Raw genomic sequence first — 26,241 nt, 5'->3', positions numbered from 1 at the left:
CATAATCACAGGAAACGGACTTTTTCCCTTTCATCAAGTAAATCACTCCGTTCGTCAGGTTAATTTGATAGCTGTATTGCTTCGGATTAGTTTTGTCTCAGAAATCAAAAACAATAAAGTTATGAAATACAACAAAATGTATATCCTGGCCGTATTACTGATTCTGTCTATCAGTATATCCGCACAATCCGTCATATCAGGAAAAGTAATAGACAAAGACAATACACCTATTGCAGGTGTGACAATATTATTAATCACCCATGCCGATTCAACCTACATAACAGGCGCTATCTCTGATCTGGACGGGCTATTTGAAATTCCTAATCTCAAACCGGATAATTATATCCTCTCATTTTCTATGATGGGATTAAAAAAGAGCAACATAGAGCAACAAGTCGGACTAAATACAAAAAACGAATTGGGTAACATCGTTATGGAAGAAGATTCTTATATGTTGTCTGCTGTAACTATAACCGGTAAACGCCCTTCAGTGAAAGTCGAACCAGGGAAAATGACAATCAACCTGTCGTCCGCATTATTGAGTACGGATGGCAATATACTGGATGCACTAAAGAAACTTCCGGGCGTGATCGTTCAAAATGACGGATCGATCATTCTAAATGGCAAACCAGGTGCAAAAGTATTGATCAATGATAAAGTAACTTACCTGTCAGGAGAAAACCTGGTCAATTATTTGCGTTCCATCCCCGCCAACTCCATTGAAAATATCGAACTGATATCCCAACCATCATCAAAATATGATGCAGCAGGTAGTTCAGGTATGATTAATATTCAAAAAAAGAAGGTCAAAGAACAAGGTATAAATATGACAGTATCTTCCGGTTTGGAGAGAGGAAAATATACCAAAGGGAATGATAATTTATCCTTAAACTTTCGTCATAACAAATTAAACGTATATGCGGATTACTCCTATTATTGGGGGAAAGATTATATAGAACTCACAGTCTCCGGCCATTACATAGATCCGGTCACACTAAAACCACTCGAACTACGAAAAGACTTTGTAAATGATATAGAAAGGAAATATAGAGGACATTATGTAAACACCGGAATAGATTATGACTTTTCGGATAAAGTTACCGTCGGAGCCTATCTATCGTCAAGTTGGTTTAACCGGGATAAAAACGAAGTTATCATATCAGATTTCTTTAAGAATAACAGCACGCAAAGCGATTCTACTCTAACAGCATTAAGCGCATTAGATCATAGCTACACCAATATCACAGGCGGAGCCAATATGGTATACCAATTTGCGAAAGCGGGGAAATGGGATGCATCCTTCGACTTCCAGCTATTCGACCAGAAAGACGATCAGTTGCTGAAATCCTTTTTCCAGACTCATATCAAACCATTACAGGAAGATACAATGTCCGGCAAAACAAATGGGGACATTAAAATATACAGCGGACAAACTAATTTGAGTTATGATCTGTCCGGGAAATTTGGAATAAAAGCCGGTCTGAAAACCGTTTTCGTTAATATAGGAAGCGATGCTTTGTATAAAAACCTGATTAATGGCAATTGGCAGGAAGACAACAACCTCAGCAGTAATTTTGCTTATAATGAAAACATCAACGCAGGGTATTTTCAATTCAACGCGAAATGGTCTCCCCGCTTTTCAACCGAAATAGGTTTGCGAGTAGAAAATACATATACCAAAAGTGATTATAGTTCGACAACCCGGGACACAACTTTCAGTAAAAGATATACAGACCTTTTCCCTTCTTTAATGGCTCAATATCAGCTTTCTGAAAATCATGGTCTGTCTATGGTATACAACCGCCGTATTGTCCGGCCGAATTATAGAAATATGAATCCTTTTGTAGAGGTTAGAGATCAGTTTTTATATGAACAAGGGAATACGGAGCTGAAACCCGAGTTAATAGATAATATAGAAATTTCATGGCTATTCAAAAAACGATATTCATTTAATGTATTCTACTCTCATACAAAGGATCCGATCTCTACAAGTTTTCTGGTGGAGGATAGCCGTGTCATGATTATGCCGCTAAACTTATCCGGCAACAATTCACTCGGATTAAGAGTCGGATTAAATAACCTGCAACCTTTTAGTTGGTGGACAGCCCACATAAACGGTTCCTTAACTTATAAACAATACGATTGGGCGGCATCCGGAAAAACGTTAAAAAATGAAGCTATCACCCCGATGTTACATATCAGCAATCAATTTAGATTACCTTACGAATGGGGCGGAGAAGTCCAGGGATTTTATAGTGGCAAGATGATCGAAGGACAAACCAGGGTGAAATCTTTATGGACTGTATCACTCGGAGTTCGCAAAAACCTGTTCAAAGACAGATTTAGTATGTATATTTACGCAAACGATATCTTTCACTCTCTTCGTCCCCGTGTTAGTATAGATAGTAATTATCTGTATTATACATCTAAAGAAAAGAATGACAGTAGAATGATAGGAATATCGCTCGGTTACCGTTTTAATCGTGGCAGGGAAATAAAGAATTCTCAGAAAGCCAACAGGATCGAAGAAAGTAAACGAATAGGTTTGTAACATTTAAGATAAAGACAAATGAACTTAAAGCATGACTGGATTAATTCCCTGCTTATCGCATTAACACTCACATTGTGCATGTTTATTGTTGTAGATATTACTTATAATGAGCAAATGTGGGAGTTTTCCCCCTTCGCCTTTAAAACCCGTTTACAGGCGATGGGCATAACCGTTGTCACCTTCTTTTCAGGAAGCTATATTTATCAAAGAATAGCCAGACACTTCATCAATAAAAGCAAAGATAAGAAGAGAGCAAGCTGGAAAGAATACGTATTGGTTTTTCTGATAAATTTCGTCCTCTTAAATATCACACACACGTTTATTCAGTTTTATGTAAATCTGAACGATACTTTTAAATGGGGCGAATCGGCACTGATCAATGTGGTTGTATCTCTTCTATTGTTTCTATATTATACGCTGGTACGCAATGGTATTTTATTCAAAAGCTTTATCGAGCAAAACCTTCAACTGGAAAAGGTTAAAGTCGACCAGTTAGAAACCGAACTGAAATTCCTTAAATCGCAATACCACCCGCATTTCCTGTTCAATGCCTTAAATACCATTTATTTTCAGGTAGACGACAAAAACAGGGAAGCCAAACAAAGTATCGAGCAGTTATCCGACCTGTTGCGCTATCAGCTCTACGATATAGAAAAGGAAGTGAGAATGGAGCAGGAAATAAACTATCTGAGATCATACATTGCTTTTCAGCAGTTACGGATGACTGAAAGGCTTGTATTGGATTTGTATTTCGACCCGGAATTGAAAGACCGGAAGATACATCCCCTTTTGTTTCAGCCTCTGATTGAAAATGCTTTTAAATATGTAAGAGGCGAATACAGAATACAACTGGAAATGAAATCGGACGGGGGACAAATTCTGTTTGAAATAGCAAATACAATATCCCAGTCGCAAAGCACCAACAAGAAAAAAGGGAAAGGAATAGGCATCGAGAATTTAAAACGGCGACTCGACCTTCTGTATCCCGGCAAATATAACTTAGAGATTAAACAAACAGAAAATCTGTTTGTTGCTAAACTAATTATAAGCACAAACTGACATGAAAATAAAATGTATCATTACAGATGACGAACCCATGGCAAGAAAGGGTTTACGAGGATATATCGAAAAGATAGAATTCCTCACGCTAACCGGTGAATGCGAAGATGCTATTCAACTAAACACAATGTTAAAGACGCAACAGGTCGATCTTATCTTTCTCGATATTGAAATGCCAGAGATGACAGGGCTGGAATTATTATCAAATTTAACGAATCCACCTAAAGTCATCATCGTATCCGCTTATGAGCAATATGCCCTTAAAGGATATGAGTTTGAGGTTGTGGATTATCTTTTGAAACCGGTATCTTTCGACCGCTTCCTAAAATCGGCAAACAGGGTCCATGACCTGTTACAAACGGAACAGAAAGAAGCTGACGACTATATATTCGTAAAGAGCGACAAGCAGTTAAAGAAGATTATGTTCAGGGATATCCTCTTTATCGAAAGCATGGAAAACTATGTTATCATCCAAACGGTGTCTTCTAAAGAAATAGTGTACACTACTTTGAAACAAATCCATGAGTCGTTGCCACAAGATATCTTTCAACAGACTCATCGTTCATACATTGTAAATATCGATCAGGTAAACGCAATCGACGGAAATCTGCTGAACATAAATTCGCACAAAATCCCCGTAGCCCGGAATTTAAGGGATAACGTATTCAACCTGATTCTGAATAACCGGTTAATAACCAAAGGTTAGATAGCTATTTCTGTAGCCAGCGGTTCAGATGATTACCCGGAGCAGCGACGACAAACTTATAGAACTTTGATGCCGGCAAAACTTGCAGGTCGACCGTATAACTTTTCGTTCCGGCCGGCAGTGTCGCCAGCTTGATCCACTCATCTTCCCCACCCTCTTTGAATTTATTTGCGGCGGCGGCATAAACAGTCACCGGAACATCCTCCGAATAACATTTCCAGGACAGCCCGACCGTATCGTCATAAGGCATTGTCTGTAAATCATAAATATCGGCATCCCCGACAAAAGGCATACCATCCTGCTCCCACAAGACAGGCTGCGGAACCTCAAAACCGACAAACCGGCAGATCGAAGGCACAATATCGGTAATCGCCAGGCCACCGGAAGTAAAATGGCTGTTTACCGGCACATTCGTTGAAATCCAGGTAGTACGTTCACGCCAGGACTGTCCTCCGTGACCGTGGCCATTCTCCCCGCGTCCGTGATCGGTAGTGATTACGACCATCCATTCTTCATCGAAATTAGCCTCCCGGTATTTCACGGCTTCCCAGATACGGGCAACCTGATCGTCCGCTTTGCGTACATATTCGTCGAAAAAAGCGCCGTTACCGGCAATATGTCCCGCGTCGTCGGTGTACCACAAGTACACCCAGCTCAGATCAGGCGCATCTTTGCGGATACCTTCTGCCGCATCTTTCGAGATTTGTTCGTCTATATCGAAAATATGCAAATCCTTCTCTTTCTTCGGGAAACGGATGGTATCCAGATCGTAACCGTCTTTTACGTAATCGATCTTGAGATAGTTTGTCTCCTTTTTCCCCTCCCCGATCAGGACAGTCCGGTTATCCGTCCAGCTGGAATAGATGGCCGTTTTATATTCTTTCGGTTGCTCTTTGGCAATCCGGAAGATTGTCCAGTAGTTATAATTCGGTTTCAGGTCGGAGTTACCGCCTACGTTATGTTTATTAAACCAGGTAGATGTCAGCAGATTGGTGTAACCAATGGCCGAGATCGTCGCCGTCTGCGAATATCCGCCTATCTCCCCTCCGGTATATGCCCGGCTATAAGCGCCTTTCGAAGCAATATCGAATACAGCCGGCGTATGAAGCCTTTCGATCTGATCGGCCGGAACCCCGTCGACAATTACATATACAGCTTTCTTCGTTTTAGCAAACAAGCCGGTACAACACAAACTAACCAGCAACAGATAATAAAAACGTCTCATAACTATCTTCCCTTATTGATTTAACCAAGTCTTAAATATACATATTTCTTTCATTCCACAAAAAAACAAACGACTATTCAGCGGCTTGTACCGACTCTTCCTGAATGCGTCTGATCGAAACCACTCGTCGATGTGCCTCTTTCAGCAGATTCAATTCCTTTAAACTCATAATAATCTTGCACGTCTGCGAACAATACGGAAAACTCGCCTGTAAAATCTGGGTCTGCTTATTATCAGCATTATAACAAATCACCTCCACTTGATTATCGACCTCAATAATATCATCCGTAAAGATCACGACATTCTTATCTATCGTAGATACTCCCAGATAGGAAACCTTCGTAAAATTCTGCTTTCCGTTCTCAAATTCCATCGGAGAATACAACGTATTTTGAAGTCCTTCGATAAGTCCGGCACTCCCCTTCCCTAATATCTCCCCGGCAACTTTCCCTATCGAGTCGGCATTCTTCGTCAGCAATTTACTTAAAGATTTCCCGACGCCTTTTCCTACTTCTCCTAAACCATCGGCAGCTTTCTCGCCGGTTTCTCCCCCCCGGTCTTTCAGTGCGTCCGATATTCCATCAATCACATCCAGCGTTTTCTCGGTAACTTTCTTTGAACTATCCCGTGTGCTGCAAGAAATCACAGGCAACAGAAACAGGATACTTCCCAAAACAATAAACCACCTTTTGACCATAATAACAGGAATTTAATTAACACTAATGAGTTTGTTTTCGCATCATTTATCAATGAAGTTCTAAAAGTACGCAAATCTTTTATTTTACGAAACAAAGCCTGACTCTTATTATTTTATTTGCCCGGACGCTACTCTTTAGTTTGTACATATACTACTTTTAATATTTTGTTCCTGTATTTTTATATTTTTGCCCATGCTAAAAATCAATTTTGAGCTAGCTCAAAATTAAATTCATGCTAGCTCGAAATTAAATTTTAGCATGCTCAAAAGAAAAAAAATACAGATACTAAGAGTTAGTTATAAGGTAGAAAAAGATTAGATTACAAGCACCTTTCTATTAGTTGTTTCCTACCTTTGCAGACTGAACAAAGGCTAACAAGTTATAGTTATAAAAAGAAAAACAGCTATGATACGCAAGTTACTTCTTACTTCCCTGGTATTTTTCTTTGCAATAAGCATTTACGCGCAATATGTTCCCGACGTACTCGGTGATGGTTATCTGCGCCGGACGTTTCAGATGCCGGATGATTATGAAGGAAAAGTGGTCTGCACGCTTGTAAAAAAGCCGCAACTACCGGATGTAAAGAAAGCGGTTTTATACATTCATGGTTACAACGATTATTTCTTTCAGAAGCAATTGGGAGACAGCGTGAATGCACATGGCTACAATTTCTATGCGATGGATTTGAGAAAGTACGGCCGTTCCATCCTACCCAACCAGAACCCTTTCTTCTGTAAAAGCCTGACGGAATATTTTGCCGACATCGATACGGCGCTAGCAACCATACGGTCGGAAGGGAACGATAAAATCCTGCTGATGGCACATTCCACCGGGGGATTGATCACACCCTTATATCTGGATAGCAAAAAGGATAACCTGCCGGTAGACGGCTTGATACTGAACAGTCCTTTCCTGGACTGGAACTTCGGTTGGTTTATGGAGAAGGTGGCTATTCCGGCCGTCGCATTTATAGGGCGGTTCTTCCCTAACCTGACTGTACAGGGTGAAGGCGACGCATCATACGCACACAGTCTCCTGAAACAATTCAAAGGGGAATGGGAATATGATACAAACTGGAAAATGATCAACGGACACCCGAAAAAAGCCGGTTGGATCAAGGCGATCCAGGAAGGACAAAAAAAGGTCAGAAAAGGATTGCAACTGGATTGCCCGATACTGGTTATGTCGTCCGACAAATCGTTTCCGGAGACCAGTGAATGGCATAACGAATATCTGTCATCCGATATTGTACTCAATGTGCACGACATCCAGAAGTATGCTCCCAAACTAGGTGATTATGTAACCCGCGACACGATACCGAACGGCATGCACGACTTGATCCTCTCCGAAAAACCATCGCGTGATTACACCTACCTGATGGTTTTCGACTGGATGGAAAAGAAATAAGTTCGTTTACTTTCTGCGGGGAGACGTCACATGCTGTTTCGTCAGATTATTCATATCTTCAAGAATATATCGGTTGACATAGCTGAAGCTGAACCGGAAAAAGTAGTCCCGTAACGTTCCGATATTGGCCGGATTGATCAGGCTATGCAAGTGGTTCAATGCAATGAAAAAGTAACCTTCGCGAGGCAACCGGTTATAAAACTCGATCTTTGTACGGTCGAGGGCTATTATATCGCCATCGCTCTCGGCAAATCCGTTCATTGCCTCTTCCCAGGTTATCAATGTGCGGTCCTCGTAGACAGCCCAACGATAGACATCTTTGCCGTTAACCTTTTCAGGGGACGTATTGGAATGATGCACAAGGATATAGTCATTACGCATATCGGTATCGCTATGTATCCAGATATCGAGGATACGAAGTTGGGCCGAATTGTCGAACTTGATATAACCGTTCTTGCATAGCTGCGGAGAAAATATATTCCGCTCGACATCTGTAAAATAGACAAGGTTACTTCCAAAGAATTCCTTTCTTTCGACGAATTCGGAGAACAGTTTGTTTATCTTCTTCTGGTCCGAGCAGTGTACAAACTCGGGCAGTTCTTTCGGAAAGTTCTTACGGCATATCAGACTGAACTCTTTCAACAGGTCGTTCGGATCGCGTTCCTTCTGGATCTCGACAAATGCCAGCATCTCTTCCACCGTATGAAAACGCTGACGGGAGTCTTGTGTCAAACAACGTTCTACTATACGATCATAGAATTTCAAAGCAGGAAAAACCTTACTGATAGTTACATCGCCGTTCGTATTACCAAAAGCATACCATCGCAGGATTTCTCCTATGGCGGTTATATCGGAATAGTCCGGATCTGTATTCTCTGCCATCGCAATATCTGTCAGCACAAAATCATTATGATCGTCAACCAGTATATTACGCGGGGTGATGGCACCGTGTATAATCCCCATACTATGCAGGAACTGAACGGTATTAGTAAGGAAATGGAATAACTTAAGAAAAGAATCCACAGAAAGGATGCTCCTGTATTCTTCCAATGAACATCTGTACAGTTTCATTATCAACACAGGGATTTCCTGTCCCTGCACGGTTATCATATCAAAGTCTGCATATTGAACAATATTATTCCTCGTTTCAAGCAAGGATATTACCAGATATTTAGCTTTAAGTTTACTTAACCATTTTTCTTTTCCTGCATCGTCCCCATTATATAGAAAAAACTTCAGGGCAACATCGTTCCCATTCATTCGGCCCTTGAAGACTATGCCAGCTTCGCTTCTGCCCAAAGGCTTGGAATCAAGCTGACACTCTCCCAAAGATAATGAAATTCTATGCTTTTCGCTTTCTAGAAATTCCAAAAATAACTGTTTTTCATTCATATCAAACGTTGTAAATCAAGGAACGGAAACAAAGATACAATTATATTTGTATTTTTATAATGCTTAAGCTTCTTTTTTAAATCTCCCGACAGAGAGATTATTTTAATCATTACCTTTGTTGCAGACAAAAAGTATATTGAATGAAAGCCTTACATATTATAATAGCAGGAACTATTTTACTAGGTATATCCAATTATAGTTATTCCCAGACAACCGATATCCCAGAAGCGACAATCTACAAAACAGAATTGTTCGGTTCGGCGGCAACTGGCTCCAACACCCCCTTCTGGATGGTAAGCAACCGTTATGGGATCGTTCCCCTGGATGCAGGTAACGGTTTATTGAATGCGGGAGTATTCCACAACCAACATTTCGGCAAAGGCTTTCGCTGGGGAGCCGGACTCGATATTGTTGCTGCCGTACCCCGCCATCGTAATGTATTCATCCAGCAGGCTTATGCGGAGATAGGATACAAAAGTCTATTACTTAGCTTTGGTAGTAAAGAAAGATATAACTCTCTGTGGGACCGGAATCTGAGTTCCGGTGATATGGTCCATTCGGCAAATGCACGACCTATCCCGGAAGTTAACTTAAGTATGCCGGAATTTACGTTAGTGCCTTTAACTAAAGGTTGGTTACAGATAAAAGGAGATTTTGCAGTCGGCAGATCATTCGATACCGATTACCTGGAAGATTTCGTTAACACCAAGCAAGTCTATATAAAGAATGTCTTATGGCATCATAAATCGTTATTCCTCCGTATCAAGGATACAGAAAATGATTTTCCCTTATCACTTACTCTAGGTGCCCAGCATTTTGCTCAATGGGGAGGGACTTCCACTAATCCGAAGATCGGTAAACAGCCTCAATCCTTCAAAGACCTGATCCGGGTGATCTGTGGACAAAAAGGAGGTAGCGATGCTACGGAATCCGACCAGATCAATGTATTAGGAAGTCATTACGGTTCTTACGATTTCAAATTGAGTTATACAGAGAAAGACTGGGCGGCTCACGTCTACTATCAACATTATTTTAATGATAAGTCCGGCATGGAGTTTGCCAATAAAACAGACGGTTTGTGGGGAGTACAATTTGATTTGCCTTTCCTTCCCTGGCTGAACAAAGTGGTTGCCGAATATCTTGTAACAATGAATCAAAGCGGTCCCATGCACTTTATCATATTCGACCGGGACAAATGGCAAGGCGGACGTGGAGGAGGAAACGACGATTATTACAACAACGGGGAATACACAACCGGATTCTCTTACTTCAACCGGGGAATAGGTTCTCCGCTAATTCCGGCTCCCGAATATAATTCAAACGGTTCCCTGGGTTTCAAAAACAACCGTGTTAAAAGCTGGCATTTTGCTGCTGAAGGGGATATTAATACACAACTCTCCTACCGTATCCTGTTCACGGCGATGAATGGCTGGGGAACTTCATATTTTCCGTTCCTGAATAAAAAGTTCGGAACATCCAGCCTGGTCGATATAAATTATACCCACCCTAAACTGCAAGGATGGAAGTTTTCCGGATCAGTAGCAGCAGACACGGGAACCATGTTAGGGAAAAGTGTAGGCTTTAGCTTAGGTGTAACAAAAACAGGAATTCTGAAAGCCTGGTAACAAACACTATTTATATTTATCCCATAAAGCAGAAGCGATTATCTCTTGCGTATGATCGGCAAATTGTTGCATCCCTTTATGGGATGTATCCATATCACTCGTCGATATAGCGGGGTGAATAATCATTTCCATCTTATGCCTATGCACATTCAATGACCCGATGGGCAATACATCAAAAGGTCCGTTCAACGTAATTGGAATAACCGACAAATGCTGATCGAGAGCCATCTGGTAAGCTCCCTTTTTGAAACGGATCATCTTTCCGGTATATGTACGGGAACCTTCGGGAAAGACAACCACAGAAGCACCGTTCCTGAGACAACGTTCAGCTTCCCTCACACTACGAGCCGCCGCCTTGGAAGTCGAATTATCAACAAAGATGAAACCGGCAGCCCGACAGGCAGCTCCGACAAAAGGTATCTTTCCTATCCCTGCCTTCATAACCCACTTGATAGGGACACCGAGAAAACCATATATCAAAAAGATATCGAACGCACCCTGATGATTTGAAACGAATACATAAGATTGGTTACGGTCAATATTCTCCCGCCCTTTTACTTTTACCGGACAAAGGGCCAGATAACAGGTTAATCTCGACCAAATCATACCCGGATAATAGGCAAATATCTTCTCCCCCCCCAAAAGGCAACCGATAATAACAGTCAAGGCCGTAAGTATAGTCAGTACCACAAATACAGGTACAAAAAACAGCCATAAATAAACCAAGTAAAGTATTCGTATCATATATAACTGTGTTGATACTACAAATATAGAAGCTAAATTTGTAGGATTCATTATTTTTATTCTAAAATATTTTTGCAATCGGGTTATTATTACTTTATTTGCGGTAGAAAAGAAAATAATTATAAAAACATCTATAACCATGAACGAATTAATCAAATATCTTGGGGTAATCGTACTCCTGATCGGTGTAATTATTCTTGCAGTACCGGCTATTAGCGGAGGTATGACAAATACTATCCTTCTGGCAGGTTTAGGAGTTATTATTTTAGGTTACATCGGCCATATTGTTATCAACAAGAAGATGGAGTAAGACAACGCAAGTTTAAAAAATTAAAAAGGATTGTTCCCTGATTGGAAACAATCCTTTTTTGCTATCGATAAAAGGTTGAAATATTTTAAGCTTCTCCCTGAACCCCACCCATAGGAGGAATAAAGTCTTCAAAATTAGCTGTCTTGTTTCCACCCTTCAACTGTTCTTCATATTTTACCAGATTATCCTGCAAAGCAAAAAGTAAACGTTTTGCATTATCCGGTGTCAGAATCACGCGGCTCTTTACCTGTGCCTTAGGTACACCGGGAACCACACGGATAAAGTCCAGTATAAACTCGGATGTTGAATGTGAAATAATAGCTAGATTAGCATAAGTACCTTGTGCCATTTCTTCAGACAGCTCTACCTGTATCTCATTAGATTGCTTGTTATCGTTTTCCATTTCTTTTATGTTTTATATTTAACAAATCGGGCACAAATATACAGATATAAGAGGGTTTCATGAAATATATTGCAAATAAAAAGGGCCACCTTCACAGGCAGCCCTTTTCCAGTTGTGTTTTTAATTCTCAATTCTTTAGACCAATGTAAAAAAAATACCTTATTGTGTTTAATATTTATTATCCTGACTTTTAGGCTAAGGTTTTACGTCCAGATGCATATTTATACATTTTGAACAATGCAAAGATACAAACTGTACAAAAAACCTCCAAACGCAAATAACTCATTAACTAATATTACTCCAATAATTAACAAAATAAAACATATATAAAACTGGTGTAAATGTGATTATTAGAAAGATATGTATTTACAACAGTCCGTATTTTCTATTGAATGATTAAAGTAGCCATAACCGGACAGTGATCCGAAGGATAAAGACTATTTAATGTATCAGTAAGAACACCGTTACGCAACACCTTAATGTCTCCTTTTACAAAAATATAATCGATCCATTCTCTTTTTTCGTTCGGTATACGTCCATAATCGTGGAATGTCCACTCCGGACCATATTTTAAAGAAGCGATTTCACGTGAATGTATGATATGGCGAGGATCATTTTTATCTGTCAATACCTTGATCGGATCATCATCCGGTGTTGCATTGAAGTCGCCTGTAACGATAACCGGAAGCCCTTTAGCTAATTTATGTGCTTCTTCTAACACCAGGGAGGCACCCTCGTGGCGTGCCACTTTCCCCATATGGTCCAAATGAGTATTCAGGAAAAAGAATTTCTTTCCGGATTCCTTATCCTTAAAAATTCCCCAGGTAGCAACACGCTCACAGGCTGCATCCCAGCCTTTCTTACCCACAGCGTTTATGTCTTCCGCCAACCAGAAGTTACCACTGTCTTCCAGGACAAAACGATCCTTCTTGTAAAATATCGCGGCATATTCTCCTTTTGTCTTACCGTCTTCACGTCCGACACCAACATAAGCATATTCCGGCAAACACGTCAAAAGGTCATTCAACTGATGATTCAACACCTCCTGGGCACCAAAAATATCTACATTATGGAATTTAACCAGACCGGCAGCCAGATCCTTACGGTTACTCCATTGGTTAGCCCCGTCGTCTTTTGTATCCATTCGTATATTAAAAGTCATTACATTTAATGGGACATCCGGTTGCTTGGCAGATAAAAAACTCACTGACAAGAAGAGTGACAAGAAGCTTAACAGAATTTTTTTCATGATATTTGATATGTTTATTATTAAAGTCTACCTACAAAAGTAAAGGTTATGCTTTGATTAACCAAATTAGTAAAAACAAAAAGGCTTCCGGAAATCAATCCGGAAGCCTTTTCTATTGTGTGATAAGTATTATTACTCGTCGTCTTTATCCATAGCGTTAAAATCGACTACGTTCTTACGATTAGCAAAAATACGTTCGAATTCATCTTTAGCACCAACAACCAGTTTGTCGAAATCTCTCTGACCTGTACCTGCCGGTATCAAGTGACCGCAGATAACATTTTCTTTCAAGCCTTCCAGACGGTCTACCTTTCCATTGATAGCAGCTTCGTTCAACACTTTCGTTGTTTCCTGGAATGATGCAGCCGACATAAAGCTAGTTGTTTGCAGTGCAGCACGTGTAATACCCTGAAGAATCTGATTGGCAGTAGCAGGAACGGCATCACGAACTTCTACAAGTTTCATGTCACGACGTTTCAACATACTGTTTTCATCTCTCAACTTACGGGCGGTTACAATCTGACCAGCTTGTAATGTCTGAGAGTCTCCCGGTTCCAAAACAACCTTCTTGCCCCAGATACGATCGTTTTCATCCATTACTTCCAACTTATCAACAATCTGCTGTTCCAGGAAGCGAGTATCTCCCGGATCAACCACTTCTACCTTACGCATCATCTGACGAACGATAACTTCGAAGTGTTTGTCATTGATCTTCACACCCTGCAGACGGTAAACATCCTGTACTTCATTCACGATATATTCCTGAACGGCAGTCGGACCCTTGATAGCAAGGATATCCGAAGGAGTAGTTGCTCCGTCAGACAACGGCATACCTGCACGGATATAGTCGTTTTCCTGAACCAAAAGCTGTTTTGACAGAGGTACCATGTACTTCTTCACTTCACCCAGCTTAGAAGTTACAGTGATCTCACGGTTACCACGTTTGATCTTACCGAAGCCAACTTCACCGTCGATTTCAGAAACGACAGCCGGGTTAGACGGGTTACGAGCTTCAAACAACTCGGTAACACGGGGAAGACCTCCGGTGATATCACCAGCCTTACCAACTGCACGCGGAATCTTAACCAAAACCTCACCAGCCTTAACCGGATCGCCGTTCTCTTTGACAACGTGAGCGCCCAGTGGCAATGAATAGTTCTTCAGATAATTTCCGTTTTCATCTACGATGTGGGCAGCCGGAGCTTTTGTCTTATCCTTAGATTCGATAATGATCTTTTCTTTCAAACCTGTAGTTTCGTCACTTTCAACTTTGTAAGTAACACCTTCTACAACGCTTTCGAATTCGATCTTACCGGAAACTTCCGATACGATAACCGCATTGAACGGGTCCCATTCGATGATTACGTCCCCTTTAGTAATTTTATCTCCGTTATTGAAGAACAACTTAGAACCGTAAGGGATATTATGAGTCAGCAATACAATCTTCGTATTCGGATCAACGATACGCATTTCAGCCAGACGGCTTACAACAACCTGATATTTCTTTCCGGTTGTTGCATCAGTAGCTTCTACTGCGCGAAGTTCATCAATTTCCAGAATACCGTCATATTTAGATGTAATACTGTTTTCTGTTGCAATGTTAGATGCGATACCACCGACGTGGAATGTACGCAGTGTCAACTGTGTACCCGGTTCACCGATAGACTGGGCAGCGATAACCCCAACGACTTCACCTTTCTGAACCATACGTCCGGTTGCCAGGTTACGTCCGTAACACTTAGCACAAACACCTTTCTTCGATTCACAGGTAAGTACTGAACGAATCTCCACACTTTCGATCGGAGAATCCTGGATCATCTTAGCTGCATCTTCACGGATCTCTTCACCGGCAGAAACAATCAGTTCACCGGTAAGCGGATGCTGGATATCATGTACGGATACACGGCCGAGGATACGTTCGTACAGAGAAGCAATCACTTCTTCGTTATTCTTCAGTTCTGTACAAATCAGACCACGCAATGTACCACAGTCTTCTTCATTAATAATCACATCATGCGATACGTCTACCAGACGACGAGTCAGGTAACCAGCATCGGCAGTCTTCAAAGCGGTATCGGCCAAACCTTTACGAGCACCGTGGGTAGAGATAAAGTACTCCAACACAGACAAACCTTCTTTAAAGTTTGAAAGGATCGGGTTTTCAATAATCTGACCACCTTCAGCACCACTCTTCTGCGGTTTTGCCATCAAACCACGCATACCAGACAGCTGACGAATCTGTTCCTTAGAACCACGGGCTCCGGAATCCATCATCATGTATACAGAGTTGAATCCGTCGTTATCCGCAGTCAACTGCTTCATCAGGATATTAGACAACTTACTGTTGACATGTGTCCAGGTATCGATAATCTGGTTGTAACGTTCGTTGAAGGTAATGAAACCCATGCTATAGTTAGCCAGGATCTGTTCCACTTCATCGTAACCTTCTTTAACCAGTTCGTCTTTTTCGGGTGGGATAAGTACGTCGGCCAGGTTGAAGGACAGACCTCCCTTAAATGCCATGTAGTATCCTAAGTTCTTGATATCATCCAGGAACTGAGCCGTACGGGCAACACCACAAGTCTTAATAACCTTACCAATGATATCACGAAGAGATTTCTTACCAAGCACTTCGTTGATATAACCTACTTCAGCAGGAACGAATTCGTTCACCATCAAACGACCTACCGATGTTTCAGTCAATACCTTAACAATCTCACCATTTTCATTCACATCTTCTACATACACTTTGATCGGAGCATGGATATCCACTTTCTTTTCATTGTATGCGATAGTTGCTTCTTCCGGTCCGTAGAATACTAAACCTTCTCCCAGTGTACCGGGACGCATTTTAGTAATGTAGTACAAACCAAGCACCATATCCTGTGAAGGAACGGTAATAGGCGCACCGTTAGCCGGGTTCAAAATGTTATGAGATGCAAGCATCAGCATCTGTGCTTCCAATACAGCCTCATTACCTAAAGGCAAGTGAACAGCCATCTGGTCACCGTCGAAGTCGGCGTTGAATGCCGTACAAGCCAACGGGTGCAACTGGATAGCCTTACCTTCGATCAGTTTCGGCTGGAATGCCTGGATACCCAAACGGTGCAATGTCGGTGCACGGTTCAGCAACACAGGGTGACCTTTCATTACATATTCCAGGATATCCCAAACAACCGGTTCTTTACGGTCTACGATCTTCTTAGCAGACTTAACCGTTTTAACGATACCGCGTTCGATCAATTTACGGATAACGAAAGGTTTATAAAGTTCGGCAGCCATATTCTTCGGCAGACCGCACTCGTGCATCTTTAATTCAGGACCTACAACGATAACCGAACGGGCAGAATAGTCAACACGTTTACCCAACAAGTTCTGACGGAAACGACCTTGTTTACCTTTCAAACTGTCGGACAGTGACTTCAGCGGACGGTTAGCATCTGTCTTAACTGCACTCGATTTACGAGAGTTGTCGAACAGAGAGTCCACAGCTTCCTGAAGCATACGTTTTTCATTACGTAAGATCACTTCCGGAGCCTTAATATCAATTAATCGTTTCAGACGGTTATTACGGATAATAACACGACGATACAAATCATTCAAGTCGGAGGTTGCGAAACGTCCACCGTCCAGCGGAACCAACGGACGCAGTTCAGGAGGAATAACAGGAACAACCTTCACGATCATCCATTCCGGTTTGTTACGACCTCTGGACGCACGGAAAGATTCAACTACCTGCAAACGTTTCAAAGCTTCGTTCTTACGTTGCTGTGAACCGTCCGTACTTGCACGGTGACGCAGTTCGTAAGATAGAGAATCCAGGTCCAGACGAGCCAACAAATCATAAACGGCTTCAGCACCGATCTTTGCGATGAACTTGTTAGGATCTGTATCTTCCAGCATCTGGTTTTCCTTAGGCAGGTTATCCAGGATCTGCAGGTATTCTTCTTCCGAAAGCAAGTCTAATTCAGCAACAGTGTCTACACAACCCGGCTGAATAACCACATAACGTTCATAGTAAATGATAGAATCCAGTTTCTTGGTAGGCAAGCCTAACAGATAACCGATTTTATTAGGTAGAGAACGGAAATACCAGATATGAGCGACCGGAACCACCAAATGGATATGTCCCATACGTTCGCGACGCACTTTCTTCTCTGTAACTTCTACCCCGCAACGATCGCAGACAATACCTTTATAACGGATACGTTTGTATTTTCCGCAATGGCACTCATAGTCCTTGATAGGACCGAAGATACGTTCGCAGAAAAGACCGTCACGCTCAGGTTTGTACGTACGATAGTTAATCGTTTCCGGTTTCAGAACTTCGCCGCTAGAGTTTTCAAGAATCTCTTCAGGAGAAGCCAGACCGATGGTTATTTTTGAAAAGTTACTCTTTATCTTGTTTTCTTTTCTAAAAGCCATATTGTTTATTTATAAAGAGTTATCAATAGATAAAGTAGATGAGCCGAAACTCACCTACTTATATTGTTGTTGAATTAATCCAGAGTAAAGCTTAAACCTAAACCTCGCAGCTCATGAAGCAATACATTCAGAGATTCCGGAATACCCGGTTGTGGCATCGGATCACCTTTTACAATAGCCTCGTAAGCTTTAGAACGTCCTACAACGTCGTCAGACTTAATTGTAAGGATTTCCTGCAGAACATGTGCGGCACCGAAAGCTTCCAGTGCCCAAACTTCCATCTCTCCGAAACGCTGACCACCGAACTGAGCTTTACCACCCAGAGGCTGTTGAGTAATCAGAGAGTACGGACCGATCGAACGGGCGTGCATCTTATCGTCAACCATGTGACCCAGCTTCAGGAAGTAAGTTACACCTACTGTTGCCGGCTGGTCGAAACGCTCACCGGTTCCACCATCATACAGGTAAGACTTACCATACCGGGGAATACCGGCTTTGTCAGTCATTTCATTCAGGTCATCCAAAGATGCACCATCGAAAATCGGAGTCGCGAACTTAACATCCATTGTTCTACCTGCCCAACCTAATACAGCTTCAAAGATCTGTCCCAGGTTCATACGAGAAGGCACACCCAGCGGGTTCAAACAGATATCGACCGGAGTTCCGTCTTCCAGGAACGGCATATCTTCCTGACGAACGATCTTGGAAACAATACCCTTGTTACCGTGACGACCGGCCATCTTATCACCCACCTGAATCTTACGTTTCTTAGCAATATAAACTTTTGCCATCTGAACAATACCTGTAGGCAGTTCATCACCGATAGTAAGATCGAATTTCTTACGTCTCAGTTCGGCATCCAGCTCTTTGTATTTCTTCAGATAGTTCAGGATAACCTGCTTGATAAGTTCGTTCTTATCTGCATCGGCAGTCCATTTACTTACCTGAACAGCATTATAATCCAGATCTTCCAGTGCTTTACGAGAGAACTTGGCTCCCTTCGCAATCACTTCTGTATTCATATAGTCTTTGACACCCTGAGAAACCTTACCGTTAGTAAGAGTCAATAATTTCTCTACCAACAGATTTTTCAGGTCGGCCATCTTCATTTCGTATTCTTCATCCAACTTCGGAAGAATAGCCTTGTCTGTCAATCTTGACTTACGTTTCTTAACAGCTTTAGAGAATAAAGCAGTATCGATAACAACACCACGAAGAGACGGAGTAGCTTTCAAAGAAGCGTCCTTCACATCACCTGCCTTATCACCGAAGATGGCACGCAGCAATTTTTCTTCAGGAGAAGGATCCGATTCACCCTTCGGAGTAATCTTACCGATCAGAATATCACCCGGTTCGATGCGAGCACCTACACGAACGATACCTCTTTCATCCAAATCCTTAGTAGCTTCCTCACTTACGTTAGGAATATCAGATGTCAGCTCTTCCATACCACGCTTTGTTTCACGTACTTCAAGGATATATTCATCCACGTGAACAGAAGTAAAGAAGTCTTCACGAACCATACGTTCGTTCAATACGATAGCATCCTCATAGTTGTAACCCTTCCAAGGCATATAAGCCACTTTCACGTTACGTCCCAAAGCAAGTTCACCCTTCTGTGTAGAATAACCTTCAGTCAGGATATCCCCCGTCTTCACACGCTGTCCACGATGACAGATCGGACGAAGATCGACAGTCGTACTCTGGTTCGTTTTGCGCCATTTCGGAATTACATATGTCTTGATAGCATCTTCGAAGCTTACAAAGTCTTCGTCTTCGCTACGGTCATATTTGATCTTGATACAAGTTGCATCAACAAAAACAATTTCACCGTCACGTTCAGCCATGATCTGAGTACGTGAGTCGCGGGCAACCTGTGCCTCGATACCAGTACCGACAATCGGAGCATCCGTACGCAACAAAGGAACTGCCTGGCGCATCATGTTAGATCCCATCAACGCACGGTTAGCATCGTCATGTTCCAGGAACGGAATCAAAGATGCGGCAATTGAAGCAATCTGCTGCGGAGCCACGTCCATCAAGTCGATTTCAGAAGGCGGAACAACAGGGAAGTCTGCTTCAAAACGAGCTTTAACCCTGTCGAGGATAAATTTACCTTCATCGTCCAATGGAGCATTACCCTGTGCGATTGTCATTTCCTCTTCTTCCTCTGCTGTGTAATATTGCAGACTCTCTTCTGAAAAGTCCACTTTACCATCCACAACATTACGATACGGAGTAGAAATGAATCCCAGGTCATTGATCTTTGCATATACACACAGAGAAGAAATCAAACCGATGTTCGGTCCTTCAGGTGTTTCAATCGGACAAAGACGACCATAGTGAGTATAGTGAACGTCACGAACCTCGAATCCGGCACGTTCTCTTGACAAACCACCCGGTCCAAGGGCAGACAGACGACGTTTGTGAGTAATCTCTGCCAACGGGTTTGTCTGGTCCATAAACTGTGACAAAGCATTTGTTCCGAAGAATGAATTAACCACTGAAGAAATAGTCTTCGCGTTAATCAAGTCGATCGGAGTAAACACTTCGTTGTCGCGAACGTTCATACGTTCACGAACGGTACGTGACATACGAGCCAGACCGATACCGAACTGGTTGTATAACTGCTCACCTACTGTACGTACACGACGGTTACTTAAGTGGTCGATATCATCCACGATCGCTTTCGAGTTGATCAACTCGATCAGATACTTGATGATCTCGATTATATCTTCTTTCGTTAAAACCTTTACATCATCGCTGGTAGTAAGGTTCAACTTCTTATTAATTCTGTAACGGCCTACTTCACCTAAATCATAACGTTTTTCAGAGAAGAAAAGGTTCTGTATAACTTCACGGGCACTTGCTTCGTCTGCAGGTTCTGCGTTACGCAACTGACGGTAAATATACAAAACTGCCTCTTTTTCAGAGTTACTGGGGTCTTTCTGAAGCGTATTATAGATGATTGCATAATCCGAAAGATTCTGGTCTTCACGATGTAATAATACATTCTGCGTTCCAGATTCCAGAATAGCTTCAATATTATCGCTATCCAACACCGATTCACGGTCGATGATAACGTCATTACGTTCAATAGAAACAACTTCGCCGGTATCTTCATCCACGAAATCTTCCACCCATGTTTTCAACACGCGGGCAGCCAGCTTACGACCGATCAGTTTCTTCAGGTTTGCCTTCGAAACTTTTACTTCTTCTGCCAGATTAAAGATTTCAAGAATGTCTCTATCGCCTTCAAAACCAATAGCTCTTAAAAGGGTGGTTACAGGTAATTTCTTTTTACGGTCGATATAAGCATACATCACATTATTGATGTCTGTTGCAAATTCGATCCATGAGCCTTTAAACGGAATGATACGTGCTGAATACAATTTTGTTCCGTTGGCATGTGTACTCTGACCGAAAAACACACCCGGAGAACGGTGTAACTGTGAAACAACAACACGCTCAGCACCATTTATAACAAAAGTACCACGTTCCGTCATATAAGGGATCGGGCCTAAATATACGTCCTGGATAACCGTGTCGAAATCTTCGTGATCCGGATCCGTACAATATAGTTTTAACTTTGCTTTTAAAGGCACACTATAGGTTAATCCGCGGGCAATACATTCGTCGATCGTATAGCGGGGCGGATCTATATAGTAATCTAAGAACTCCAACACAAAATTGTTTCTGGTATCTGCAATCGGAAAATTCTCTGCAAACACCTTATACAATCCCTCCTTCTTTCTCTTTTCAGGAGGTGTGTCAAGTTGAAGAAAGTCTTGGAATGACTTCAATTGAACTTCGAGAAAGTCCGGATACGGAAACTGATTCTTAATCGAAGCAAAATTAACTCTTTGGTTTTCAGCTGTTGAAGACATCTAGTAAGGAATTTATTGAACTTATTGAAATTATAGACACAAAAAGGTTAAGAATCTCCTTTAAGGGAGACTCTTAACCAAATCACCTGGAAACCAGGTTATAAATACTATTTAAGCTCAACTTCAGCTCCAGCTTCTTCCAAGCTCTTCTTTAATGCTTCAGCATCAGCTTTAGCGATTCCTTCTTTGATTGCGCTAGGTGCACCGTCTACTAAATCTTTAGCTTCTTTCAAGCCAAGACCAGTTAATTCTTTTACTGCTTTAACAACAGCCAATTTATTAGCACCAGCTGCTTTCAAAACTACATCGAAAGAAGTCTTTTCTTCTTCTGCAGCAGCAGCGCCACCAGCAGCAGGACCAGCAACAGCAACAGCTGCAGCTGCAGGTTCAATACCATATTCTTCTTTAAGGATTGTAGCCAGTTCGCTAACTTCTTTTACGGTCAGGTTTACTAATTGTTCTGCAAAAGCTTTCAAATCTGCCATTTTTGTATGATTTAAATGATTGTTTACTGTAAAAATTAAATTATTATCTTTCTTCCAGAGTCTTCAACAGACCATGGATAGTTTGTCCTGATGACTGAAGAGCAGAGATAACGTTCTTCGCCGGAGACTGCAGCAATGCAATAACGTCGCCGATAAGTTCATTTTTGCTCTTGATATTTACAAGGGCTTCCAGGTTTTCAGCACCGATGTAGAAACTTTCCTGTACATAGGCAGCCTTCAGTTCCGGTTTAGCGATTTCGCCCTTCTTTGCACCTTTTGTAAATTCTTTGATCAGACGAGCAGGAGCATTAGCTGTCTGTGAAAACATAACAGCTGTATTGCCCTTTAAAGCAATCTGCAACTGAGAGAAATCACCCTCTACGTTTTCCAGTGCTTTTTTAAGCAAGTTGTTCTTAACAACAACCAACTTCACATCCTGTTTAAAACATTCTCTTCTCAATTTGCTTGTCTTCTCAGCATTCAATGCTTCGATATCAGTCAAATAGAAATTAGGATATTCTTTTACAGTTTCTGTAAGCTGGCTTATTACTATGCCTTTATCTTCCTTTTTCATTGTGCAATAATTTTAAATTAGTTTTCTTCAACTGATTTCGGGTCAATCTTAATACCCGCGCTCATTGTACTTGAAAGATAAATGCTCTTTATATATGTACCTTTAGCTGCAGACGGTTTCAACTTCAAAAGAGTTGAAATGAATTCCTTGGCGTTATCACGAATCTGATCGGCATTGAAAGATACCTTTCCGATTGATGTATGAACGATACCGGTTTTGTCTACCTTAAAGTCGATCTTACCTTGCTTAACTTCCTTCACTGCATTGCCGATTTCATTGGTAACCGTTCCGCTTTTAGGGTTAGGCATCAAACCACGAGGGCCTAATACTCTACCCAGAGCACCGATTTTACCCATGATAGAAGGCATAGTGATGATAACGTCAATATCAGTCCAACCACCTTTAATTTTATCAATATACTCATCCAAGCCAACATAGTCAGCTCCAGCAGCAGTTGCTTCAGCTTCCTTGTCTGGTGTACATAATGCGAGAACCCTAACTTGTTTACCAGTTCCGTGAGGTAATGAAACAACACCTCTAACCATTTGATTGGCTTTACGGGGGTCAACACCTAAACGAACATCCACATCTACAGAGGCATCGAACTTAGACGTAGTAATTTCTTTTACTAATTCTGATGCTTCCTTTAATGTATATGCTTTCCCAGCTTCAATTTTGCCTAAAGCCAACTTTTGATTTTTTGTCAGTTTACTCATTTCAATTGAAGTTTATTAATTATTACCCGGGAATGTCCCTTTAACAGTGATACCCATACTTCTGGCTGTTCCGGCAACCATTCTCATGGCAGCTTCAACAGTAAAACAGTTCAAGTCGACAATTTTGTCTTCTGCGATAGTTTTTACCTGATCCCAAGAGATTTCAGCAATCTTCTTACGATTCGGCTCTGCAGAACCACTCTTCTGTTTGGATGCTTCCAGCAATTGGATAGCAACAGGAGGGGTTTTAACGACAAAGTCGAAAGACTTATCGACATAGTAAGTAATTACCACAGGTAATACTTTACCAGCCTTGTCTTGGGTTCTGGCATTAAATTGCTTGCAAAACTCCATAATATTAATACCCTTAGAACCTAAGGCAGGTCCTACTGGGGGAGAAGGGTTTGCTGCTCCTCCTTTAATCTGCAATTTGATTTGTCCAGCAACTTCTTTAGCCATTTTTCTAAAATTTAGATATATAACATCAATAACAGAAAGAAAACACTTCTCGTAACAAAAGCGTTACTCCTTCTCAACTTGCATATAGCCTAACTCAAGCGGTGTTTTACGTCCGAAGACTTTTACCATCACTTTAAGTTTCTTTTTCTCGGCGTTAACCTCTTCGATCACACCCGTAAAACCGCTGAACGGTCCAAAGGTGATTTTCACACTCTCGCCAACATAGAATTGGATATCCAGTTCTTCCTGTTGATCCTGCAATTCGTCTACCGTACCTAAAATACGGCTTACTTCGGAAGGACGCAACGGGACCGGGTTATCAGACCCGCCCAAAAATCCGATTACATTGGGAATGTTTCTTAATCGATGTGCAACTTCTCCAACCAATGCAGCTTCTACCAATACATAACCCGGCAAGTAAGCTCTTTCTTTCATCACTTTCTTACCATTACGCACCGTAAAAGTTTTCTCCGTAGGAATCAGAACCTGGTTGACATACTCACCCAAGTCTGTATTCTTCAATTCAGCTTCTAGATATTCTCTTACCTTATTCTCCTTACCACTAATGGCGCGCAGAACATAAAATTTTTTCTGGATATCAGACATATCTAAAACTGATTAAAAGATTTTCTCGTAGAAGAAACGCATTACGCTCTCAAAGCCTAAGTCAACAACAAAGATTACTGCTGCGATTATAAGGGAAGCAAACATAACAACCACAGCACTATTGGAAAGCTCTGTTCTAGTAGGCCAAGAAACTTTATAAACAAGTTCGTTATAAGATTCCTTAATATAAGTAATTATCTTTTTCATCGAATCTATAGATTTTTTGCACGGAAGGAGAGGCTCGAACTCCCGACACCTGGTTTTGGAGACCAGTGCTCTACCAACTGAGCTACTTCCGTAAAATAGCCAGTCTCTTCATAAGACTGGCTATAAGTATTGTCTTAATTATTAGTCGATCAATTCTGTAATCTGACCAGCACCTACTGTACGTCCACCTTCGCGGATAGCGAAACGAAGACCTACGCTACAAGCTACCGGGTAGATCAGTTCAACGTCGATTGTTACGTTATCACCAGGCATAACCATTTCAGTTCCTTCCGGAAGAGTAATTTCACCTGTTACGTCCAATGTACGGATGTAGAACTGAGGACGGTATTTGTTGTGGAACGGAGTGTGACGACCACCTTCTTCTTTCTTCAAAACGTAGATAGAAGCTTTGAACTTAGAGTGAGGTTTAATCTGACCGGGCTTACAAAGAACCATACCACGTTTGATTTCGTTCTTGTCGATACCACGGAGCAACAGACCTACGTTGTCACCAGCTTCACCTTGATCCAGCAACTTGCGGAACATTTCAACACCAGTTACAACAGACTTCTTGTCTTCACCCAAACCGAGGATTTCAACTTCGTCACCTACATGGATAACACCAGCTTCGATACGACCAGTAGCTACAGTACCACGACCAGTGATTGAGAATACGTCTTCAACCGGCATCAAGAACGGTTTGTCAATATCACGCGGAGGCAGAGGAATCCAAGTGTCGCAAGCATCCATCAGCTCCATAACCTTCTCTTCCCACTTTTCAACGCCATTCAACGCACCAAGAGCAGAACCCTGGATGAACGGAGTGTTGTCGCCGTCGAATTCGTAGGCTGAAAGCAGTTCACGCATTTCCATTTCAACGAGTTCCAACATTTCAGCGTCGTCTACCATGTCACACTTGTTCATGAATACAACCAGTCTCGGTACGTTTACCTGACGAGCCAGCAAGATATGCTCACGAGTCTGAGGCATCGGACCATCAGTAGCAGCAACTACGATGATAGCACCGTCCATCTGAGCAGCACCAGTTACCATGTTCTTTACGTAGTCGGCGTGACCCGGACAGTCTACGTGAGCATAGTGACGATTTGCAGTCTGATACTCTACGTGAGAAGTGTTAATAGTAATACCTCTTTCTTTTTCTTCAGGAGCGTTGTCGATAGAATCGAATGAACGCAGTTCTGAAAGACCTCTCTTTGCCAATACTGTTGTGATAGCAGCTGTCAAAGTTGTTTTACCGTGGTCAACGTGACCAATCGTACCAATGTTCACATGTGGTTTCGATCTGTCAAATTTCTCTTTTGCCATAACTTAATTGTTCTTTATTTGATTAATGATCATGTTCTAAATTCATCTTATGAGCCGGTGCCGAGACTTGAACTCGGGACCTCTTCCTTACCAAGGAAGTGCTCTACCGCTGAGCTACACAGGCGAAATAAAAAGAGCGGAAGACGGGGCTCAAACCCGCGACCCTCAGCTTGGAAGGCTAATGCTC

General features: G+C 41.8%; 21 protein-coding genes and 2 tRNA genes. 6 read left to right on the top strand and 17 right to left on the bottom strand.

Annotated elements, in window-relative coordinates:
- Positions 1-121: 121 nt before the first annotated feature.
- The 3 genes from QZ076_RS04730 to QZ076_RS04720 are packed head-to-tail and all read left to right on the top strand — an operon-like array spanning position 122 to position 4,316.
- The gene (locus QZ076_RS04730) at positions 122-2,551 is read left to right on the top strand and encodes a TonB-dependent receptor (RefSeq protein WP_293710774.1); all 2,430 of its coding nucleotides are present in this window, start codon (positions 122-124) and stop codon (positions 2,549-2,551) included.
- 18 nt (positions 2,552-2,569) lie between these two features.
- Positions 2,570-3,610, top strand: coding sequence for a histidine kinase (locus tag QZ076_RS04725; RefSeq protein WP_293710772.1), 1,041 nt, complete (start codon positions 2,570-2,572; stop codon positions 3,608-3,610).
- Between the two features lies 1 nt (position 3,611).
- Positions 3,612-4,316 carry a LytTR family DNA-binding domain-containing protein gene (locus QZ076_RS04720; protein ID WP_293710770.1) on the top strand — a complete coding sequence of 235 codons (705 nt, stop codon included), beginning with the start codon at positions 3,612-3,614 and terminating at the stop codon, positions 4,314-4,316.
- 4 nt (positions 4,317-4,320) lie between these two features.
- On the opposite strand, the gene QZ076_RS04715 is transcribed toward QZ076_RS04720, so the two are convergent.
- Entirely contained in the window at positions 4,321-5,541 is a 1,221-nt protein-coding gene (locus tag QZ076_RS04715) for an alkaline phosphatase family protein (protein WP_293710768.1), read from the bottom strand.
- Positions 5,542-5,614: 73 nt separating this feature from the next.
- Positions 5,615-6,238 carry a hypothetical protein gene (locus QZ076_RS04710; RefSeq protein ID WP_293710766.1) on the bottom strand — a complete coding sequence of 208 codons (624 nt, stop codon included), beginning with the start codon at positions 6,236-6,238 and terminating at the stop codon, positions 5,615-5,617.
- Between the two features lie 406 nt (positions 6,239-6,644).
- Between QZ076_RS04710 and QZ076_RS04705 the strand changes: the two genes are divergently transcribed.
- Positions 6,645-7,646 carry an alpha/beta hydrolase gene (locus QZ076_RS04705; protein WP_293710764.1) on the top strand — a complete coding sequence of 334 codons (1,002 nt, stop codon included), beginning with the start codon at positions 6,645-6,647 and terminating at the stop codon, positions 7,644-7,646.
- Positions 7,647-7,652: 6 nt separating this feature from the next.
- On the opposite strand, the gene QZ076_RS04700 is transcribed toward QZ076_RS04705, so the two are convergent.
- Entirely contained in the window at positions 7,653-9,038 is a 1,386-nt protein-coding gene (locus tag QZ076_RS04700) for a protein kinase (RefSeq protein ID WP_293710762.1), read from the bottom strand.
- 140 nt (positions 9,039-9,178) lie between these two features.
- On the opposite strand from QZ076_RS04700, the gene QZ076_RS04695 reads away from it, so the two are divergent.
- A complete protein-coding gene (locus QZ076_RS04695) occupies positions 9,179-10,663 on the top strand; it encodes a capsule assembly Wzi family protein (protein ID WP_293710759.1) in 1,485 nt (494 codons plus the stop codon).
- Positions 10,664-10,669: 6 nt separating this feature from the next.
- Here QZ076_RS04695 and QZ076_RS04690 read toward each other — a convergent pair whose 3' ends face one another.
- Complete coding sequence (locus tag QZ076_RS04690) at positions 10,670-11,407, bottom strand: lysophospholipid acyltransferase family protein (RefSeq protein ID WP_129732184.1); 738 nt, start codon at positions 11,405-11,407, stop codon at positions 10,670-10,672.
- Between the two features lie 139 nt (positions 11,408-11,546).
- Between QZ076_RS04690 and QZ076_RS04685 the strand changes: the two genes are divergently transcribed.
- Positions 11,547-11,717: a hypothetical protein gene (locus tag QZ076_RS04685; RefSeq protein WP_293710756.1), complete on the top strand. Its 171-nt coding sequence runs from the start codon at positions 11,547-11,549 to the stop codon at positions 11,715-11,717.
- Between the two features lie 85 nt (positions 11,718-11,802).
- Here QZ076_RS04685 and QZ076_RS04680 read toward each other — a convergent pair whose 3' ends face one another.
- From QZ076_RS04680 to QZ076_RS04620, 13 genes are all read right to left on the bottom strand, one after another.
- A complete protein-coding gene (locus QZ076_RS04680; protein WP_293710754.1) occupies positions 11,803-12,120 on the bottom strand; it encodes a DUF3467 domain-containing protein in 318 nt (105 codons plus the stop codon).
- A gap of 385 nt (positions 12,121-12,505) precedes the next feature.
- Positions 12,506-13,369 carry an endonuclease/exonuclease/phosphatase family protein gene (locus tag QZ076_RS04675; RefSeq protein ID WP_293710752.1) on the bottom strand — a complete coding sequence of 288 codons (864 nt, stop codon included), beginning with the start codon at positions 13,367-13,369 and terminating at the stop codon, positions 12,506-12,508.
- A gap of 132 nt (positions 13,370-13,501) precedes the next feature.
- Positions 13,502-17,794, bottom strand: a complete 4,293-nt coding sequence (gene rpoC, locus QZ076_RS04670; protein WP_293710750.1) for a DNA-directed RNA polymerase subunit beta' — start codon at positions 17,792-17,794, stop codon at positions 13,502-13,504.
- Between the two features lie 74 nt (positions 17,795-17,868).
- Positions 17,869-21,681 carry a DNA-directed RNA polymerase subunit beta gene (gene rpoB, locus QZ076_RS04665; RefSeq protein ID WP_293710748.1) on the bottom strand — a complete coding sequence of 1,271 codons (3,813 nt, stop codon included), beginning with the start codon at positions 21,679-21,681 and terminating at the stop codon, positions 17,869-17,871.
- 107 nt (positions 21,682-21,788) lie between these two features.
- A complete protein-coding gene (rplL, locus tag QZ076_RS04660; protein WP_293710746.1) occupies positions 21,789-22,166 on the bottom strand; it encodes a 50S ribosomal protein L7/L12 in 378 nt (125 codons plus the stop codon).
- A gap of 43 nt (positions 22,167-22,209) precedes the next feature.
- On the bottom strand, positions 22,210-22,740 hold the full coding sequence (rplJ, locus tag QZ076_RS04655) for a 50S ribosomal protein L10 (RefSeq protein ID WP_293710744.1): 531 nt from the start codon (positions 22,738-22,740) through the stop codon (positions 22,210-22,212).
- Between the two features lie 17 nt (positions 22,741-22,757).
- The gene (gene rplA, locus QZ076_RS04650; RefSeq protein WP_293710742.1) at positions 22,758-23,456 is read right to left on the bottom strand and encodes a 50S ribosomal protein L1; all 699 of its coding nucleotides are present in this window, start codon (positions 23,454-23,456) and stop codon (positions 22,758-22,760) included.
- Between the two features lie 15 nt (positions 23,457-23,471).
- Positions 23,472-23,915: a 50S ribosomal protein L11 gene (gene rplK, locus QZ076_RS04645; protein WP_293710740.1), complete on the bottom strand. Its 444-nt coding sequence runs from the start codon at positions 23,913-23,915 to the stop codon at positions 23,472-23,474.
- Between the two features lie 63 nt (positions 23,916-23,978).
- Positions 23,979-24,521 carry a transcription termination/antitermination protein NusG gene (gene nusG / locus QZ076_RS04640; RefSeq protein ID WP_075558757.1) on the bottom strand — a complete coding sequence of 181 codons (543 nt, stop codon included), beginning with the start codon at positions 24,519-24,521 and terminating at the stop codon, positions 23,979-23,981.
- A gap of 12 nt (positions 24,522-24,533) precedes the next feature.
- Positions 24,534-24,728 carry a preprotein translocase subunit SecE gene (gene secE, locus QZ076_RS04635; protein WP_007654183.1) on the bottom strand — a complete coding sequence of 65 codons (195 nt, stop codon included), beginning with the start codon at positions 24,726-24,728 and terminating at the stop codon, positions 24,534-24,536.
- A gap of 19 nt (positions 24,729-24,747) precedes the next feature.
- Positions 24,748-24,820 (bottom strand) — tRNA-Trp (locus tag QZ076_RS04630).
- A gap of 49 nt (positions 24,821-24,869) precedes the next feature.
- The gene (gene tuf / locus QZ076_RS04625) at positions 24,870-26,054 is read right to left on the bottom strand and encodes an elongation factor Tu (RefSeq protein ID WP_293710738.1); all 1,185 of its coding nucleotides are present in this window, start codon (positions 26,052-26,054) and stop codon (positions 24,870-24,872) included.
- A 52-nt stretch (positions 26,055-26,106) separates the two neighbouring features.
- A tRNA-Thr gene (locus QZ076_RS04620) sits at positions 26,107-26,178 on the bottom strand.
- Positions 26,179-26,241 lie beyond the last annotated feature (63 nt).

The sequence above is a fragment of the uncultured Parabacteroides sp. genome (assembly GCF_905196875.1).
Classification (GTDB): Bacteria; Bacteroidota; Bacteroidia; order Bacteroidales; family Tannerellaceae; genus Parabacteroides.
This window is presented reverse-complemented; position numbering and strand designations above follow the sequence as displayed.

What these genes read in the sequence shown, in the direction of transcription:
- QZ076_RS04730 (WP_293710774.1), top strand. Translation starts at nt 122, where the DNA reads ATGAAATACAACAAAATGTATATCCTGGCCGTATTACTGATTCTGTCT.
- QZ076_RS04725 (WP_293710772.1), top strand. Translation starts at nt 2,570, where the DNA reads ATGAACTTAAAGCATGACTGGATTAATTCCCTGCTTATCGCATTAACA.
- QZ076_RS04720 (WP_293710770.1), top strand. Translation starts at nt 3,612, where the DNA reads ATGAAAATAAAATGTATCATTACAGATGACGAACCCATGGCAAGAAAG.
- QZ076_RS04715 (WP_293710768.1), bottom strand. Translation starts at nt 5,541, where the DNA reads ATGAGACGTTTTTATTATCTGTTGCTGGTTAGTTTGTGTTGTACCGGC.
- QZ076_RS04710 (WP_293710766.1), bottom strand. Translation starts at nt 6,238, where the DNA reads ATGGTCAAAAGGTGGTTTATTGTTTTGGGAAGTATCCTGTTTCTGTTG.
- QZ076_RS04705 (WP_293710764.1), top strand. Translation starts at nt 6,645, where the DNA reads ATGATACGCAAGTTACTTCTTACTTCCCTGGTATTTTTCTTTGCAATA.
- QZ076_RS04700 (WP_293710762.1), bottom strand. Translation starts at nt 9,038, where the DNA reads ATGAATGAAAAACAGTTATTTTTGGAATTTCTAGAAAGCGAAAAGCAT.
- QZ076_RS04695 (WP_293710759.1), top strand. Translation starts at nt 9,179, where the DNA reads ATGAAAGCCTTACATATTATAATAGCAGGAACTATTTTACTAGGTATA.
- QZ076_RS04690 (WP_129732184.1), bottom strand. Translation starts at nt 11,407, where the DNA reads ATGATACGAATACTTTACTTGGTTTATTTATGGCTGTTTTTTGTACCT.
- QZ076_RS04685 (WP_293710756.1), top strand. Translation starts at nt 11,547, where the DNA reads ATGAACGAATTAATCAAATATCTTGGGGTAATCGTACTCCTGATCGGT.
- QZ076_RS04680 (WP_293710754.1), bottom strand. Translation starts at nt 12,120, where the DNA reads ATGGAAAACGATAACAAGCAATCTAATGAGATACAGGTAGAGCTGTCT.
- QZ076_RS04675 (WP_293710752.1), bottom strand. Translation starts at nt 13,369, where the DNA reads ATGAAAAAAATTCTGTTAAGCTTCTTGTCACTCTTCTTGTCAGTGAGT.
- rpoC (WP_293710750.1), bottom strand. Translation starts at nt 17,794, where the DNA reads ATGGCTTTTAGAAAAGAAAACAAGATAAAGAGTAACTTTTCAAAAATA.
- rpoB (WP_293710748.1), bottom strand. Translation starts at nt 21,681, where the DNA reads ATGTCTTCAACAGCTGAAAACCAAAGAGTTAATTTTGCTTCGATTAAG.
- rplL (WP_293710746.1), bottom strand. Translation starts at nt 22,166, where the DNA reads ATGGCAGATTTGAAAGCTTTTGCAGAACAATTAGTAAACCTGACCGTA.
- rplJ (WP_293710744.1), bottom strand. Translation starts at nt 22,740, where the DNA reads ATGAAAAAGGAAGATAAAGGCATAGTAATAAGCCAGCTTACAGAAACT.
- rplA (WP_293710742.1), bottom strand. Translation starts at nt 23,456, where the DNA reads ATGAGTAAACTGACAAAAAATCAAAAGTTGGCTTTAGGCAAAATTGAA.
- rplK (WP_293710740.1), bottom strand. Translation starts at nt 23,915, where the DNA reads ATGGCTAAAGAAGTTGCTGGACAAATCAAATTGCAGATTAAAGGAGGA.
- nusG (WP_075558757.1), bottom strand. Translation starts at nt 24,521, where the DNA reads ATGTCTGATATCCAGAAAAAATTTTATGTTCTGCGCGCCATTAGTGGT.
- secE (WP_007654183.1), bottom strand. Translation starts at nt 24,728, where the DNA reads ATGAAAAAGATAATTACTTATATTAAGGAATCTTATAACGAACTTGTT.
- tuf (WP_293710738.1), bottom strand. Translation starts at nt 26,054, where the DNA reads ATGGCAAAAGAGAAATTTGACAGATCGAAACCACATGTGAACATTGGT.